At 69.6% G+C, this 1275-nt stretch carries 1 protein-coding gene; it reads left to right on the top strand.

All coding sequences use genetic code 11. The features are described from left to right. Nucleotides 1–228: 228 nt before the first annotated feature. The gene (locus ACYVE9_RS27295; RefSeq protein ID WP_461030565.1) at nt 229–1134 is read left to right on the top strand and encodes an RNA polymerase sigma factor SigF; all 906 of its coding nucleotides are present in this window, start codon (nt 229–231) and stop codon (nt 1132–1134) included. Nucleotides 1135–1275 lie beyond the last annotated feature (141 nt).

Below are 1275 nucleotides of genomic sequence, written 5' to 3'. Positions count from 1 at the left end.
CGACGGCCTCGCCGGGCCCGGCGAGGCCGAGTCCCGGGGGCGCCGACCGCCCGGAGAGATCCCGTCGTGATTTTCCTGTGTTAGCGCCCGGACCCTGGGCAGGAGGACGTCAACGGTCGCGCACGGCGGGTGACGCACGCCACAGACAGAAACCGCCGGAGGGAACCGATTAGTCGGCAGGTTCCCGGGTACACGCTTTCCGTCCGACAACTGTCCTGGGAGGGCTTCGTGAACGTCACCGAATCCACCGGCCTGCGCTCGGCGCACGCGACGGAAACGGCTGAGGTCCCCGCAACGGACCTCCCGCACGAAGAGGAAGCCGTCGCAGAGCTCCCGCTGGTGGTCGAAACCCAGCGGGTCGCGCCGAAGGACGCCCGGGAGATGTCCCGGCTGTTCCTCGCCCGGCTGCAGACGCTGGAAGAGGGCACCGCGGAGTACCAGTACGCCCGCAACACCCTGATCGAGATCAACCTCACCCTGGTCCGCTACGCCGCGCGCAAGTTCCGCAACCGGACGGGTGACACCGAGGACATCGTGCAGGTCGGCACGATCGGCCTGATCAAGGCCATCGACCGCTTCGACCCGTCCCGCGAGGTGGAGTTCACCACCTTCGCCGTGCCCTACATCATGGGCGAGATCAAGCGGTTCTTCCGGGACACCAGCTGGTCGGTGCGGGTCCCGCGGCGTCTCCAGGAGCTGCGCATAGACCTCGCGAAGGCGCAGGACGACATGTCGCAGCGGCTCGGCCGGGCGCCGACGACCGCCGAGCTGGCGGAGCGGCTGAACCTGGAGGAGGACGAGATCATCGAGGGTCTCGTCGCGAGCAACGGCTACACCGCCGGTTCCCTGGACACCGCGCCGGACGAGGGCGGCGACGGCAGCGCCGGCCCGACCGTCGCCGACCGGCTCGGCGAGATCGACCCGGCCCTGGAGTGCGTCGAGAACCTGCACGCCCTCCAGCCGCTCATCGCACAGCTCGACGCCCGGGAGCAGCAGATCCTGGAGATGCGTTTCGGCTCCGAGATGACCCAGTCGCAGATCGGGGAGGAACTGGGACTCTCGCAGATGCACATCTCCCGGCTCCTGACCCGCACCCTCACCAAGCTCCGCAAGGGCATGCTCACCGAACGCTGAGCACCGCCCCGCCGACCCGCGCCCCGGGATACGAACGCCGGGAGCGCGGGAAAACCGTCGCACGCCGAACGTCACACAGCACGCTGAACCCTCACGCCGCAGCCGCGAGCCACTCGCGGTACGCGGCAGTCCGCCGCCCCC

The sequence above is a fragment of the Streptomyces sparsus genome, assembly GCF_054776295.1.
The sequence above is the reverse complement of the archived record's forward strand: the minus strand, read 5'-3'. Positions and strand labels throughout refer to the sequence as shown.